This window comes from Bifidobacterium sp. ESL0820 (assembly GCF_052606235.1).
On the sequence record NZ_CP199594.1, the window covers coordinates 828,248 to 841,349 of the forward strand.

At 63.8% G+C, this 13,102-nt stretch carries 13 protein-coding genes; 2 read left to right on the top strand and 11 right to left on the bottom strand.

The genetic code is table 11. The features are described 5' to 3' along the window. Positions 1–35: 35 nt before the first annotated feature. The 11 genes from typA to msrB all read right to left on the bottom strand — a co-directional run bounded on the left by typA (position 36) and on the right by msrB (position 11,814). A complete protein-coding gene (typA, locus tag ACUIAH_RS03490) occupies positions 36–1,955 on the bottom strand; it encodes a translational GTPase TypA (protein WP_045924317.1) in 1,920 nt (639 codons plus the stop codon). Positions 1,956–2,032: 77 nt separating this feature from the next. Beyond that, positions 2,033–2,695: an SMC-Scp complex subunit ScpB gene (scpB, locus tag ACUIAH_RS03495; protein ID WP_445341408.1), complete on the bottom strand. Its 663-nt coding sequence runs from the start codon at positions 2,693–2,695 to the stop codon at positions 2,033–2,035. Next, positions 2,692–3,495, bottom strand: coding sequence for a segregation and condensation protein A (locus tag ACUIAH_RS03500; protein ID WP_306221959.1), 804 nt, complete (start codon positions 3,493–3,495; stop codon positions 2,692–2,694). The genes scpB and ACUIAH_RS03500 overlap by 4 nt, the downstream gene beginning before the upstream one ends. Next, entirely contained in the window at positions 3,492–4,331 is an 840-nt protein-coding gene (locus ACUIAH_RS03505) for a ParA family protein (protein WP_015021621.1), read from the bottom strand. Before ACUIAH_RS03505 ends, ACUIAH_RS03500 begins: the two co-directional genes overlap by 4 nt. A gap of 45 nt (positions 4,332–4,376) precedes the next feature. Further along, positions 4,377–5,306: a site-specific tyrosine recombinase XerD gene (gene xerD / locus ACUIAH_RS03510; protein WP_445341409.1), complete on the bottom strand. Its 930-nt coding sequence runs from the start codon at positions 5,304–5,306 to the stop codon at positions 4,377–4,379. Positions 5,307–5,409: 103 nt separating this feature from the next. Further along, positions 5,410–7,179: a spermidine synthase gene (locus tag ACUIAH_RS03515; protein ID WP_445341410.1), complete on the bottom strand. Its 1,770-nt coding sequence runs from the start codon at positions 7,177–7,179 to the stop codon at positions 5,410–5,412. A gap of 117 nt (positions 7,180–7,296) precedes the next feature. Continuing rightward, positions 7,297–7,680, bottom strand: a complete 384-nt coding sequence (gene rplT, locus ACUIAH_RS03520) for a 50S ribosomal protein L20 (RefSeq protein ID WP_015021618.1) — start codon at positions 7,678–7,680, stop codon at positions 7,297–7,299. A 48-nt stretch (positions 7,681–7,728) separates the two neighbouring features. Further along, on the bottom strand, positions 7,729–7,923 hold the full coding sequence (gene rpmI / locus ACUIAH_RS03525; RefSeq protein ID WP_015021617.1) for a 50S ribosomal protein L35: 195 nt from the start codon (positions 7,921–7,923) through the stop codon (positions 7,729–7,731). After that, positions 7,904–8,575: a translation initiation factor IF-3 gene (infC, locus tag ACUIAH_RS03530; RefSeq protein ID WP_029676114.1), complete on the bottom strand. Its 672-nt coding sequence runs from the start codon at positions 8,573–8,575 to the stop codon at positions 7,904–7,906. Before infC ends, rpmI begins: the two co-directional genes overlap by 20 nt. 236 nt (positions 8,576–8,811) lie before the next feature. Beyond that, the gene (asnB, locus tag ACUIAH_RS03535) at positions 8,812–10,701 is read right to left on the bottom strand and encodes an asparagine synthase (glutamine-hydrolyzing) (protein WP_445341411.1); all 1,890 of its coding nucleotides are present in this window, start codon (positions 10,699–10,701) and stop codon (positions 8,812–8,814) included. A 135-nt stretch (positions 10,702–10,836) separates the two neighbouring features. Then, positions 10,837–11,814 carry a peptide-methionine (R)-S-oxide reductase MsrB gene (gene msrB, locus ACUIAH_RS03540; RefSeq protein WP_445341412.1) on the bottom strand — a complete coding sequence of 326 codons (978 nt, stop codon included), beginning with the start codon at positions 11,812–11,814 and terminating at the stop codon, positions 10,837–10,839. 188 nt (positions 11,815–12,002) lie between these two features. Here msrB and ACUIAH_RS03545 point away from each other — a divergent pair, with 188 nt between their 5' ends. Both ACUIAH_RS03545 and ACUIAH_RS03550 read left to right on the top strand, forming a co-directional pair. After that, a complete protein-coding gene (locus ACUIAH_RS03545) occupies positions 12,003–12,740 on the top strand; it encodes an AzlC family ABC transporter permease (protein WP_445341413.1) in 738 nt (245 codons plus the stop codon). Beyond that, positions 12,737–13,093 carry a branched-chain amino acid transporter permease gene (locus ACUIAH_RS03550; protein WP_445341414.1) on the top strand — a complete coding sequence of 119 codons (357 nt, stop codon included), beginning with the start codon at positions 12,737–12,739 and terminating at the stop codon, positions 13,091–13,093. The genes ACUIAH_RS03545 and ACUIAH_RS03550 overlap by 4 nt, the downstream gene beginning before the upstream one ends. Positions 13,094–13,102: the final 9 nt, after the last annotated feature.

The following is a 13,102-nucleotide window of genomic DNA, read 5'->3' on the forward strand; positions in this document are numbered from 1 at the left end:
GCCGGGTCGGACTGAATCTGATTGTGGGAGAAGGGTTACTTCTTGTTGGCCCTGCGCTGGCGGGCGTTCCACTTGTACCAGGCATCCCTGTCCAGGATGATCTTGCGCACGCGGATGGACTCGGGGGTCACCTCCACGCACTCGTCATCGTTGGCGAAGTCCAGGGACTCCTCCAGGCTCATGTCGATGGGCGGGGTCAGGGTCTCCAGCACGTCGGCGGTGGAGGAACGCATGTTGGTCATGTGCTTCTCCAGGGTGATGTTGATGTCCAGGTCGCCGGGCTTGTTGTTGATGCCCACGATCTGCCCCTCGTAGACGGGCGACTGGGGCTTGACGAAGAACTCGCCCCGGGCCTGGAGCTTCTGCATGGCGTAGGGGCTGGCCTTGCCGGATCGGTCGGAGACCATGGATCCGTTCTGCCGGGTCTTGATGTCGCCCGCCCAGGGGGCGTAGCCGGCGGAGATTGAAGCGGAGATGCCGGTGCCGCGGGTGGCGGTCAGCAGGGCGGTGCGGAAGCCCAGCAGGCCACGGGAGGGCACAGTGAACTGCATCCTGACCCAGCCGGAGCCGTGGTTGGTCATGGTCTCCATGCGGCCCTTGCGGTCGGCCATGAGCTGGGTGACCGCGCCCATGTACTCCTCGGGCACGTCGATGGTGTCGGACTCCATGGGCTCCTGAAGCTTGCCGTCCACGGTCTTGGTGACCACCTGGGGGCGGCCCACGGTCAGCTCGTAGCCCTCGCGGCGCATCTGCTCGGCCAGGATGGCCAGGGCCAGCTCGCCACGGCCCTGGACCTCCCAGGCGTCGGGCCTGTCGGTGGGCAGCACCTTGATGGAGACGTTGCCAATCAGCTCGCGGTCCAGACGGTCCTTGAGCATGCGGGCGGTCAGCTTGTGGTCCTTGCCCTCGGTGCCGGCCAGGGGCGAATCGTTGGTGCCGAAGGTCATGGAGACGGCCGGGTCGTCCACGTGGATCAGAGGCAGGGGCCGGGGGTCGTCCTGGTCGACGATGGTCTCACCGATCATGATGTCCTCCACGCCGGCCACAGCCACAATGTCGCCGGGGCCGGCCTCGTCCACTGGCGAGCGCTGCAGGCCCTTGGTGCGCAGGATCTCGGTCAGCTTGAAGTTCTCGATGGATCCGTCCACGCGCGACAGGCCGTACTGGCGGCCCTTGCTCAGGGTGCCGTTGTAGATGCGCACCAGGCCCAGGCGGCCCAGGTAGTCGGAGGCGTCGATGTTGGTCACATGGGCCTGCAGCGGGGCGCCCTCCTCGTACTCAGGGGCGGGAATGTTGGTCAGGATGGCCTCGAAGAGGGGCTCCAGATCGTCGTTGTCGGGCACGGCGCCGTCGGCGGGCTGATTGACGGAGGCCTTGCCTGCCTTGGCTGCGCAGTAAATGACCGGCAGGTCCAGGAGGGAATCCAGATCCAGGTCCACTCCCTCCTCGCTCACGTCCTGGGCCAGTCCCAGGAGCAGATCGGTGGACTCGGAGACCACCTCGGAGATGCGGGCATCGGGACGGTCGGTCTTGTTGATGACCAGAATGACGGGCAGCTTGGCCTCCAGGGCCTTGCGCAGGACGAAGCGGGTCTGGGGCAGGGGCCCCTCGGAGGCGTCCACCAGCAGGACCACGCCGTCGACCATGGAGATGCCGCGCTCCACCTCGCCGCCGAAGTCAGCGTGGCCGGGGGTGTCCACCACGTTGATGGTGATGCCGTCGGGCTCGCCCAGCTTGGCGGCCAGTGGGCCTGTGTACTTGACGGCGGTGTTCTTGGCCAGGATGGTGATGCCCTTCTCCTTCTCCAGGTCGTTGGAGTCCATGACCCGGTCGGGCACCTCCTCCCGCTCGGAGAAGACGTGCGACTGCTGCAGCATGGCGTTGACCAGGGTGGTCTTGCCGTGGTCAACGTGTGCCACAATCGCCACATTTCGTATATCGCCGCGTACCGCCATCAAAACCTCATTCTCGTGAATGCTATCCCGGAATTGGACAAACAGAGACAAGTGTAACCGCCTTGTGTGACAGGTGATCACTCCTCCTCGCCCTGGGGCGAACCTTGGACTGGATCCGGAGACTGAAGCTGCTCGGACAGCTCCTGGCGGGCCTGGGCCAGAACCGAGTCCTCGTCGGGCAGGAAGGGGGCCAGGGAGGGCAGATCCTCCAAGGATTGCAGGCCCATCCGCTCAAGGAAGAGGTCGGTGGTGACCAGCAGCGCGGCGTGGGTCTGCTCGTCCAGGCCCTCCTCGCGGACCAGACCGCGCACCAGCAGGGCCCGGATGACCCCGTCCGAATTGACCCCGCGGATCTGCCCCACCTGGGCACGGGTCATGGGCTGGCGGTAGGCCACGATGGCCAGGGCCTCCAGGGCCGCCTGGGAGAGGCGTGCTGTCTGGCCGTCCTTGACGAAGGCCGCCACCACGGGCTGGTAGGCGGCCCTGCTGGTCAGCTGCCAGCCCCGGGCGGTCCGACGCAGTTCGAATCCTCGGTCGCCATAGGACTCGGCCAGCGATTCCAGGGCGGCATTGACCGGGTCCGGATCCACGGCCAGCACCCGGGAGAAATCCTCTGCGGTCAGCGGCCGGTCAGTGGCCACCAGAATAGCCTCCAGGCAGGCGGCCAGCCCCCCGGGAAAGTCCTGCACGTCAAAGTCCACGTATTCGGGACGGGTATCGGGAGCCGAGGTTTGGCTCATGCAAAGTCCCCCTCACTGATCAAGGCCGTTTCCGGCTCCTGTGTCGGCCCAACCCAGCGCAGGTAGAGCGGCTGGTAGGGGCCATCCTGACGGTACTGGATCAGTTCCTGCCTGAAGAAAATCAGCACGGCCAGGAATCGGGCCACCACCTGCGCCCGGCCCTTGGAGGAGGCGACCAGATCGGCGAAGGCCACCGGCTGCCCGGGCTGTGCCAGCAGGGCCTGGCGAACCTGGTCGGCCTCCTTGTTCAGGTCGACCAGGGGCACGTGCAGCTGGTCCAGACGCACCTGGGAGGCCGGAGCGTTGACCAGGGCGTTGGCGCAGAGCAGGGCCAGATCCTCTGGCTTCAGGGTCCAGACCAGATCAGGCAGCAGATGGGCCAGCTGGGGCTCCAGATGGCCGGGGTGCGGGTAGCGGCCCGAGTTGGCGGCCAGCCTGGCTCGAAAGTCCTGCCCTGCCTGCTTGAAGGCCCGGTACTGCAGGAGCCTGGCGAAGAGCAGATCACGCTCCCGGAGGGCATCCATGGAGGCCTGGTCGCGCATGGACTCGTCCTCCACAGGCAGGAGGGCGGCGCTCTTGGCCTCAACCAGAACCGAGGCCACGTCCAGGAAGGCGCTGGCCTGGTCCAGCCCCTGGCCGAAGTCCAGGGTGCGCACATAGTCCAGAAACTCCCCGGTTATGGCGGCCAGCGAGACCTCGGTCAGTGAGAGCTTGCGGTTGGCCAGCATGCCCAGCAGCAGGTCGAATGGCCCCTGGTAGACATCCAGGTCGACGGCAAAGCCGTCCGCTGATCCGCTCACGCCACGATGCCGCGGGCGATCAGCTCCCGGGCGACCTCCCGATACTCCTTGGCGGTCTTGTGCTCGGGGGCGAACATGGTGATGGGCTCGCCGGCCACCGTGGCGTCGGGCAGCTTGATGGACCGGCTGATGATGGAGTGCAGGACCTTGCCCTTGAAGGCCTCGTAGATGCGCTGAAGCACCTCGTCCGAATGCAGGGTCTTGGTGTACATGGTGACCAGCACCCCGTAGATCTGCAGGTCGGGGTTGATGCGGCTGCGGACCTTCTCGATGGATTGCATGAGCAGGGCCACGCCGCGCAGGGCGAAGAACTCGGCCGCCACGGGAATGATGACCCCGTCCGCAGCAGTCAGCGCGTTGACGGTCAGCAGACCGAGCGAGGGCTGGCAGTCGATGATGATGGCATCATACTCCTGCCGCAGGGGCCGGATGGTGGCCGCCAGGGCCTGTTCCCTGCCGACCTCGGTGACCAGCTGAATCTCGGCTGCCGACAGGTCAATGTTGGCCGGGATGATGTCCAGGCCGTCAAAACGGGTGTGCCGGACCACCTCGTGAACATCCAAGGAGGTGTCGAACATGGCGGTGTAAATGGTGTTGTCCACGCTGTTGGCGTTGATGCCCAGGCCCACGGTGGCCGCGCCTTGGGGGTCGAAGTCCACGATCAGCACCCGTCGCCCATACTGGCACATGGCCCCGGCGATGTTGATGGATGAGGTGGTCTTGCCCACGCCGCCCTTCTGGTTGCACATGGCGAGGACACGGGCCGGACCGTGCTGTTTCAAAGGCTCCGGGGCAGCGAACGTCTCATACTCGCGCCCTAACAAATCCGTAGGCATGCCTCTACCCTATCAAGTTTCCGTCCGCTTTCGCGGGTTGGCGGGTCAGCGGGCGCGGGGATGGGCCGTCTGGTAGGTCTCCATCAGGGCCTGGGGGCTGACGTGTGTGTAGATCTGCGTCGTGGTCACCGAGGCGTGGCCCAGCAGCTCCTGAACCGAACGCACATCGGCGCCTCCCTCCAGCAGATGAGTGGCGAAGGAGTGCCGCAGGGTGTGGGGGTGCAGGGGTCTGTTCAGGCCCGCCCGGCGGCCGGCATCCCTGACCACCTGCCAGACGGTCTGCCTGGTCAGCCGCTTGCCCCGCTTGTTGAGGAAGACGGCACGCAGCTCCCTGCCCTTGGTGGCCCGATCGCACAGGCTGGACCGCCCCAGATTCAGGTAGGCCTGCATGGCCTGGCAGGCGTAGGAGCCCATGGGCACCAGACGCTGCTTGTCGCCCTTGCCGGTCAGGCGGACCACCCGCTCGTCAAGGTCCATGTCCTCCAAATCAGTGCCGACGGCCTCCGAGACCCGGCAGCCGGTGGCGTACATGAACTCCAGCAGGGCCTTGTCACGCAGGACCACCGGATCCTTGGACCCGCCCATGGCGGCCACATCCAGCAGCCGGGTCACCTGGTCCACGTCCAGCACATCCGGCAGGGCCGAGGTGCCCTTGGGAGCCTTGACGGCACGAGAGACATCCTGGTCGGTCACCCCCTGCTTGAGGGCGAACCGGTGCCACTCATGGACGGCGGCCATCCTCCGCGAGCGGCTGGCTGGACTCTCGTCGGCCAGATGGGCCAGAAAGCCCTCCACATCGGCGGTCTTGATCTGCTCCAGGCTGGTGATGCCGCGGCCGGACAGCCAGTTGATGTACATGGTCAGATCGGACCGATAAGCCTTGACCGTGGCGGGGGCAAGACCCCGCTCCAGACCGGTGTAGGCCAGGAACTGATCCAGCAATGCAGTCAGCCCCTCCTGATGATCACCGTCCACTACTGCTTAACCTCCGGTTCTCTTCATCAGTGCTGGTCTTTAGGCCATATTCTAGCGCTCAGCTCCCCTGTTCCCGTGCTTCCAACGCGCCTGGGATCGAGAATCAGGAGACCTCCTGGATCAGCCCCTGGATCCCTTTTTGCTGAAGAATCCGCCGGTAGGGGCCGGCCTCCCTGCCGATGATCCGGTCGATGGCGTGCATGCCCAGCAATTCGACCGGCGCATTGTCATCGGTCAATACCCTCCCCTTGGCATTCCCAACCGTGCTCAGTCGGGAGCTGACCTGCTCCATCATCTGGGACAGGTCCGGATCAGGGCTGACCCTGGCGGCCGCCTCCGCCAACAGGTCGGAACCCGGGTAGTCCCCCATTGCCTCCTTCTTGCCCTGGCTATCCCCTCCTGGTCCCGAGAAATCCTCGGAAGAGGGACGACGCGCAAAGAGCTCGCGGTTGGTGGTCCGGGGCACGTCGGCCGTCAGGATGGCATCGGATCCGAAGACCCTGGTGATGGTATTGGTCAGGGCCGCATTGATGGACCCCTGACCGTCGTCGATCATGTTCATGTTGACCACCATGACTCCGCCCGGATTCAGGTGGTTCCTGACCAGGGCGAAGAACTCGGTGGAGCTCATCTGGAAGGGTATGGTGATGTCCTGATAGGCATCGACCATGATCAGGTCGTAACGCTGGCGACTGGCCGCCAGCCAGGCCCGGCCGTCATAGGTGGAAACCGGAATATCGGCGGGCTGATCAAAATACTTGATGGCCAGGCTGCTGATGGCCTGGTCGATCTCCACCCCCTGGACGGCCATCCGAGGATAGTATCGCCTCAGTTGCCGGGCATAGGTCCCGGTCCCCATGCCCAGGATCAGGGCCGAGCGGGCCTGATCAGCCATGAGCGGCGCCGCCAGGGCCGTGTCGTAGTACATGCCGGTCATCCCGGGGTGCTTCATGGTGACCGACTGAACGCCGAAGAGGACGTTGGTGGAGAGGATGGTCCTGTCCGCCAGGGTTTTGACCTGCAGGTAGTTGTAGATGGACTCGCCCTCGTAGGCCAGGCCCTTCTCCCAGAAGGCGAACCCCGTCATCGGCGACAGGGCTGCCGAGACCACAAAGGCCACCGTGGCGATCAGGCAGGCCAGGCGGTGGGCATGGGAGGAAAGAAAGTAGACCAAGGCCACCAGGAGCAGTATCCCGGAGAAGATCAGAAAGGTGACGAAGGTCCCCACGGCCGGGATGGTCACAAAGGTGGGCAGGAAAGTGCCCAGGATGGATCCTACGGTATTGCAGGCGCTGAGCCGGCCGACAACCGAAGCGTTGTCGTCCAGGGAGTCGGTGGCGCTCTTGACCAGGCCGGGGGTGATGGTCCCCAGAAGGAAGAGGGGCGGGACAAAGATGATCAGGCAGGAGATGAAGGCCGCCAGGACCAGGAAGTTGGTGGAGACGGCCACGATCAGCAGCCCCGAGATCAGGATGATCAGATACTTGCCGACCAGGGGGATCAGGGCGATCCAGACCGCCGCGGCCATAATGCACAGGTAGAGCCTGTCCGGGTCAGGGTTCCGGTCGGCCCATCGGCCGCCGACGACGGCACCCAGGGCCAGGGCGATCATGATGGTCCCGATGATGATGGTCCATACGATCTGGGAGGACGAGAAGTAAGGAGCCAGCAGGCGGGAGGCCCCCAGCTCGGCGGCCATGACGGCCATCCCCGAGAAGAACTCCGTCACATAGAGAAAGATCCGAGAGCGCAAAATAGGGCGCGACTGATTGATTCTGGCCCTTTTGGATGTACCCCTGCTCGGCGACTGACTGGCCTGACCTGCCGATGCTGCAGAGACAGCCGATGCGTCTGCGCTGTGATCACTGTTCATGGCGGCTCCCGGCATCATTGTCGTCAATCAACTTACCGTCCCGCTGAGGAATGGTCAAATATGCAAAGAACCCCGCGAAAGGCGAGGTTCTTGAAATGCGGTATTCAGGTCCGCTGATCAGGCAGCGACCGGAGCGTTCACATCGGCAGGCAGGGCCTTCTTGGCCTCAGCCACGATGGCGTTGAAGGTGTCGATGTCGTTGACGACCAGGTCGGCCAGGGCACGGCGATCCAGCTCGATGCCGGCCAGGCGCAGCCCCTGGATGAAGCGGTTGTAGGTGATTCCCTGGGCGCGGCATCCGGCGTTGATGCGCTGGATCCACAGCTTGCGGAAGTCGCCCTTGCGGGCCTTGCGGTCCCGGAAGTTGTATGTATATGAATGAAGCAGCTGCTCCTTGGCCTTGCGGTAGAGACGGGAGCGCTGGCCACGGTAGCCTGACGCCCGCTCCAGGACGACCCGACGCTTCTTATGCGCGTTGACTGCCCGCTTGACTCGTGCCATAGATATTCCTCAGCTTTCTAAAATCTCACTCGACGCGACAGCACCCGCTCAGCGGGCCAGCATCCTCTTCATGTTCTTGGACTGGGTCGGAGCGAGCACCTCGTCAGTGGACAGGTGACGACGCTTCTTGGCCGACTTGTGCTCCAGATTGTGGCGCATACCGGTCCCGGCGTGCATGAGCTTGCCCGAACCCGTGGTCCGGACGCGCTTGGATGCGGCGGAGTTACTTTTCATCTTCGGCATTGCTGCCCTCCTTGGATTTCATCTGCTTGGGAGAAGTATTGTTGTCGGCCTTGGCAGCCAGATGGGCCGCCTGACGGGCCTTGCGCTCGGCACGGGCCTGGCCGCCCCGCCGACGCTGCTCGGACTGGGTGTGGACCTTCTTGCCCTTGGGCGACAGGGTCATGATGATGTTGCGCCCCTCCTGCTTGGGGGCGAACTCGATGGAGCCCAGATCCGCGACGTCGTCAGCCAGCTTGCGCAGGAGCTCCACGCCGCCGATGGGCCGGGACTGCTCGCGCCCACGCAGCATGATGGTGACCTTGACCTTGTCTCCGGCGGACAGGAAGCGGCGCACGTGCCCCTCCTTGACCTCGAAATCGTGGTCGTCGATCTTCAATCTGAAGCGGATCTCCTTGATCTCCGACATGCTCTGATTGCGGCGCGCCTCACGAGCCTTGATCTTCTCGTTGTATTTGAACTTGCCGTAATCAATGAGCTTGGCGACCGGAGGCTTGGCCTTGGGCGCAACCTCGACCAGGTCAAGGTTGGCCTCCTTGGCCAGGTTGAGGGCGACGGAGGTCGCAATGATTCCCACCTGCTCGCCGTTGGGCCCGATCAGGCGTACCTGAGACACTCGTATATCGTCGTTAATCCTTGGTTCGTCGCTAATGATGACTCCTTCTCAAATACCACAACATCCACTGCCAGGCGAAGAACCCAAAGGTTTCGAACATGACCGTCGCTGCTGTATGGCAACGAAACCGCCAATGCCTGCACCGTACGTGATGACGGGCAACCGTCATCGGCGCAGGTCGAACCCGAAGCCATGGAAGGCTCCCAGGTGGGATCATCCGCTTTCTTGATTTCTCAAGCCGAATAGCAGTATAACACAGGCCTAAGGACAGACCCCTAGGCTTGAAGGTCCAGCAGCTCCGGCTTGGTTCCGTCGTGGATGAAGTAGACGTCATACCAGGTCAGGAAGGAGTAGACGGTCCAGATCTTGCGGCGGGCGTCGTTGCGCTTGGCGTAGTTGTCGTCCAGCATGCGCAGCAAGGCCTTCTGGTCGAAGAATTCGGAGACCCATTCCTGCTCGAACATGCTGCGGACCAGCCGGTAGTAACGCTCCTGATGCAGCCAGTCCCGGATGGGCACGGGGAAGCCCAGCTTCTCCCTGGCGGACCACTCCCGGGGAATATGGCGATCGGCAGCCTTGCGGAAGGCGAACTTGGTGTTCTGATCAGTGATCAGGTATTTGGTAGGCACCTTCTCGGCCACATCCATCAGCTTGCGGTCCAGCAGAGGCACCCGCAGCTCCAGGGAGTGGGCCATGGTCATCTTGTCAGCCTTGAGCAGGATGTCCCCGGGCATCCACTGATGCATGTCCAGGTACTGCTTCTTCTTGAGCTCGGACAGGCTGCGCCCCTTGAGCCGGGCATAGATTCGCCCAGTGATCTCACAGACACGGGGGGCCTTGCGGTAGGCCGGCTTGAGCAGCCTGCCGGCCTCGTCCTCGTCGAAGACCTTGGCCTGGCCGATGAAGCTCTCCTCGGCGGGGGCCAGGTTGGCGTAGAGGTGCCAGGCCCCATGGAAGTGCTTGCCCTTGGCCCAGCGTCCGATGGCATACCGGGCCTTGCGGGGCAGACGGCCCAGGAGGCGGGTGACATCCTTGATGATCCGCGAGCGCGTGTGCACGCCGTAGTCTATATAGCCTGCGAAGAGCTCGTCGGCGCCCTCCCCGCTCAGAACCACGCGCAGGTCCCGGCTGGCCAACTCGGAAAGGAAGAAGAGCGGCACGCAGGAGGGATTGGAGTCCGGCTCGTCCATATACCACTGAATCTGCGGGAAATAGCTGAAGGCCTGGTCGCCGTCCAGGGACTCGGTGGTGTTGTTGAGCTTGAGTATGGAGGCCAGCTCGCCAGCCTGGTCAGACTCGTTGTAGGTCCCCTTGCCGAAGCCGATCGAATAGGTGTGCCGGGGGCGTGCCAGGGCGGCGACATAGCTGGAGTCCACCCCGGAGGAGAGGAAGGAACCCACCTCCACATCGGCCACCTGGTGCGCCTTGACCGAATCCTGGACGGTCTGGTCGATGGAGTCGACCAGATCCTTCAGATCCTGCTTGCTCTCCCCAAAGGCCGGGTCATAATACTGGTGGACGTCCATCTTCCCGTCCCGGAAAGTGAACCAATGGCCCTCGGGAAGCTTGAATACTCCCTTGAAGAAGGTCTCCGGAAGCGCCGGGTACTGGAAGGTCATGTAGGGACGCAGGGCCTGGGTGTTGAGCTCCTTGTGGAAGTCCGGATGCTGCAGGAGGCTCTTGATCTCCGAGGCGTACATGAAGGTGCCGCCCATCCGGGCGTAATAGAAGGGCTTGATGCCGAAGTGGTCCCGGGCCCCGAAGAGTTCGCCGCGGCCGCGGTCCCAGATGACGAAGGCGAACATGCCGCGCAGGCGGTTGACCACCTGGTGGCCCCACTGCTCGTAGCCGTGCAGGATGACCTCGGTGTCGGACTCGGTGGAGAAGGTGTGCCCCAGGTCGATCAGCTGGCGGCGCAGTTCACGGTAGTTGTAGATCTCCCCGTTCATGGTGATGGCCATGGAGGAGTCCTCGTTGAAGATGGGCTGGTCGCCGCCCTGCAGGTCGATGATGCTCAGGCGCCGAAAGCCCAGGGCCACCCGCTCATCGACGTAATGCCCCTCGTTGTCGGGGCCTCGGTGGGCGATGATGTCCGTCATCCGCTTGAGCACGGCCGTTTTTTCCTCGGCAGAGGTGTCGTTGACGAACCCAGCAATTCCGCACATTGGCATGACTCCTTATCAATCCACCAGCAGTCCACAATAGCCCAAAAGGGCAACAGGGAACAGACCGGCCTCACACGTGGACTGCGCCGGAACCCCATGGGTCAGAAGCTCCGGCGTGTCACTGGAGGCGAACGGTCAACGGCTAACTTGGTCTACCAGGGGCAGGTAGTCCCCGTAGCCCTCCTGTTCCATCCGGTCCCGCGGCACGAACCGCAGGGCGGCGGAGTTCATGCAGTAGCGCTGCCCGCCACGGTCAGCAGGGCCGTCGTCGAAGACGTGTCCCAGATGGATGCCGGTCTGTGCCGTCCGCACCTCAATCCGGGGCCGGCCCAGCAGCTTGTAGTCCTTGCGGTTGACCAGCAGGTCGGGATCGATCGGCTTGGTGAATGCCGGCCAGCCGCAGCCCGAGTCGTACTTGTCCGCCGAGGAGAAGAGCGGCTGTCCACTGACCACGTCCACATAGATGCCCGGGCGGAACTCCCCGTCGTAGGCGTTGGTGAAAGGCCTCTCGGTGGCCGAGTGCTGGGTGACCTCGTAGCTTTCAGGGTCCAGGGACCAGATGCGCTCGATATAGCGCTGGCGGGAGGCGGCGTTGGCGATGGCCTCCAGAGGGATGTGGCAGTATCCGCCGGGGTTCTTGAGCAGATAGTCCTGGTGGGACTCCTCCGCCGGATAGAAGTTGATCAGGGCTTCCACCTGCACAGCGGGGTGACGGCCGGTCCTGCGCTCCAGCTCATCCAGGGCGCGGCGGAAGACGGGCTCCTCCTGCTCGCGATCCTCAGGATCCCAGTAGAGGCCGCTGCGATACTGCCTGCCCCGGTCGTTGCCCTGCCGATCCACCGAGAAGGGGTCGATCAGATCCAGCAGAAGCAGGGTCAGGGTCCGCAGACTGACGCTCTGGGGATCATAGGTCAGCCGAACGCTTTCCACGGCGTCGGTGACACCGCTGCAGACCTGCTCATAGCTGGGGTTGGGCACTGTGGACTGGGCGTATCCCACCTGGGTGTCGGTGATCCCGTCCACCTCCTGGAAGAACCGCTCAATGCCCCAGAAACATCCCCCTGCCAGGACGACTGTGGCCGGGTTGTTGGTCGAAATCTTGTTCTTGTCCATGATTCCTCCTCACATACCGGTGCTTACCGCTAGGTTCAACAGGAGCGGGAGAGCGCCTATTCCACGCCCGTCCCGTCTTGACAGCCTTCTCACATTGTCGCCCAGCCTATCCGCGCAGCGCGAGAGGGGATTATCATTGCTGACCATTCCCCAAACGAAGTCACCCAAACGAAGTCAGGAGGCGGTTCATGCAGCGAGTGCAGGAAGACGCTGACGAAGACGCGGAGTCCTCCGGGACCATCCTGGGCTCCCTGGCTGCGGCCTTCCCACGGACCCTGCCCATCATGGCCGGATTCCTGGTGCTGGGAGTCTCCTACGGTTTTCTGATGACCAGCCGTGGCTTCCCGGTGGTTTACCCGGTGGCCATGAGCGCCCTGATCTATGCCGGGTCCATGGAGTTCGTGACCGTGGACCTGCTCATGTCAACCTTCAACCCCTGGGGCGCGCTGATGCTGACCCTGATGGTCAATGCACGCCACCTCTTCTACGGCCTGGCCATGCTGCCGGTCTTTCGAGGGACGGGCCGGAAGAAGCCCTACCTGATCTTCGGCATGTGCGATGAGACCTTCGCCCTGGAGTCCGCCGATCCTCACCCGGCCGGAACCGACAAGGGCTGGTACCTCTTCTTCGTCACCCTGCTCGACCAGATCTACTGGGTGGGCGGCGCCACCCTGGGCGCCGTGCTGGGCAACCTGGCCAACTTCGACACCCGGGGGCTGGATTTCGTGCTGACCGCCATGTTCCTGGTCCTCTTTCTGGAGCAGTGGCGGCAGGCCGAGGCCCGTCTACCTGCCATGATCGGTCTGCTGGCCTCCTTGGCCTGCCTGCTGGCCTTCGGACCTGACCGGTTCATCATCCCGTCCATGGTGGTCATCCTGGCCATCTTCATCCTCTTGGACTTCCACAGCCAAAGGGAGGCCTCATGACCGCCACGCAGCAACTGATCACCATAGGCATTGTGGTCCTGGGAACCATGGCCACCAGATTCCTGCCCTTCATCATCTGGCCGGAGGGGCATCGGCCGCCGGCCCTGGTGACCAGGCTGGGACGTCTGCTGCCCGCCGCCGTCATGGGGCTGCTGGTGGTCTATTCGTTGAGGCACACCAACCTGGCCGGAGGCGACCACGGGCTCTACGAGGCCCTGGCCCTGCTGGTCACGACCCTGGTCCACCTGCGCTGGCGGAACATGATGGTCAGCATCGCCTGCGGGACCCTGACCTACATGGCCCTGGTACAGGGGTGGCTGACCTTCCTGATCGGTCTGGCTGGTCTGGGATGATGGAGGCGC

Excerpts from the sequence above, each read along its gene's own strand:
- typA (WP_045924317.1), bottom strand. The coding sequence starts at position 1,955 with ATGGCGGTACGCGGCGATATACGAAATGTGGCGATTGTGGCACACGTT.
- scpB (WP_445341408.1), bottom strand. The coding sequence starts at position 2,695 with ATGAGCCAAACCTCGGCTCCCGATACCCGTCCCGAATACGTGGACTTT.
- ACUIAH_RS03505 (WP_015021621.1), bottom strand. The coding sequence starts at position 4,331 with ATGCCTACGGATTTGTTAGGGCGCGAGTATGAGACGTTCGCTGCCCCG.
- ACUIAH_RS03515 (WP_445341410.1), bottom strand. The coding sequence starts at position 7,179 with ATGAACAGTGATCACAGCGCAGACGCATCGGCTGTCTCTGCAGCATCG.
- rplT (WP_015021618.1), bottom strand. The coding sequence starts at position 7,680 with ATGGCACGAGTCAAGCGGGCAGTCAACGCGCATAAGAAGCGTCGGGTC.
- rpmI (WP_015021617.1), bottom strand. The coding sequence starts at position 7,923 with ATGCCGAAGATGAAAAGTAACTCCGCCGCATCCAAGCGCGTCCGGACC.
- asnB (WP_445341411.1), bottom strand. The coding sequence starts at position 10,701 with ATGTGCGGAATTGCTGGGTTCGTCAACGACACCTCTGCCGAGGAAAAA.
- msrB (WP_445341412.1), bottom strand. The coding sequence starts at position 11,814 with ATGGACAAGAACAAGATTTCGACCAACAACCCGGCCACAGTCGTCCTG.
- ACUIAH_RS03545 (WP_445341413.1), top strand. The coding sequence starts at position 12,003 with ATGCAGCGAGTGCAGGAAGACGCTGACGAAGACGCGGAGTCCTCCGGG.
- ACUIAH_RS03550 (WP_445341414.1), top strand. The coding sequence starts at position 12,737 with ATGACCGCCACGCAGCAACTGATCACCATAGGCATTGTGGTCCTGGGA.